Below are 935 nucleotides of genomic sequence, written 5' to 3'. Positions count from 1 at the left end.
GGCTGCCCTGGGTCAGGACACGGCTGCGCGACATAGAGCCGAACACCCCGAGCCGCTCCTGGATCAGGACCGGCACCGCCACGGACCAGCCGAGCCATAGGATGATGCCCGGAACGAGCAAGGCGATAGCGGCAAACCCGGCGCCAAGACCGACCAGAATGCCTATCCCCAGGGTCGGCAGCAGGTAGCGTATCGCGATCGTGATGCAATCGCCGAAGGATGGTGGCTTGCCGTTCAGATCCTCGATAGTTGCCCTCACAAGCGCCGACTGAAGCAGCAGCGCGCAAATGAAGGATACCAGTCCGGCGACGATGCTGACCCAGGAATTGCGGAACATCGCTTCAGGATCGGCCGCCGCGCCAGGGTCGGTCTGCAGCATCACGTCCACGCGCGATTCGGTCCAAAGTTGCGCGAGAAGCGCCGGCAAGCCGGAGAACAGCGCGGCAAGGCCGACATATAGTCCTATGTTGCGGCCAATCACGGAAAAGGTGTTGTTGAACACCCTGCCGATCTGGAATTTCTCAGGCCGTGTCAGTGTCGTTGAAGTCATAAGGCACCCCCTTTTAACCACCACCGCATAATGGCTGGTTCTCACGATAGTAGATGTGACAAGATTAACAGTTGGCGTCCAGCCCACTTGCAATTGTCTTGCCGCATTGCCAGTGTCGACGCTGCGGGTTTGCAGGGGAGCAAATGGGTGGCAGTTGCACAGCCGGGCAGAGTGGACGCCGAATGGCTGGCGAAAGTGCACAAGCAGCTGCTGGCCGACACGTCCATCCAGTTCGACCTGCCGGCCTTCGCGCAGCCCCAACCTCCGGCCTGGCTGAAGCCGCTGCTGGATTTCCTGGCGCAGCTTGGCCCCTATATGATCTACTTGTTCTGGGGCGCGGTGATATCGGGCGCCGCGATTATCCTGTTCCTTATCGTCCTGGAGG

General features: G+C 60.5%; 1 protein-coding gene and 1 pseudogene. One reads left to right on the top strand and one right to left on the bottom strand.

From position 1 onward, the window contains the following. Positions 1–637, bottom strand: a 637-nt coding sequence (locus EOA33_RS36950) for a hypothetical protein (protein WP_245482579.1), incomplete at its 3' end; no start/stop codon positions are given. Between the two features lie 60 nt (positions 638–697). Between EOA33_RS36950 and EOA33_RS36945 the strand changes: the two are divergent. Then, a pseudogene (locus tag EOA33_RS36945) lies at positions 698–935 on the top strand (hypothetical protein); the annotation flags it as partial.

It is taken from the genome of Mesorhizobium sp. M4A.F.Ca.ET.050.02.1.1 (assembly GCF_003997725.1).
Lineage (GTDB): Bacteria > Pseudomonadota > Alphaproteobacteria > Rhizobiales > Rhizobiaceae > Mesorhizobium.
The sequence above is the reverse complement of the archived record's forward strand: the minus strand, read 5'-3'. Positions and strand labels throughout refer to the sequence as shown.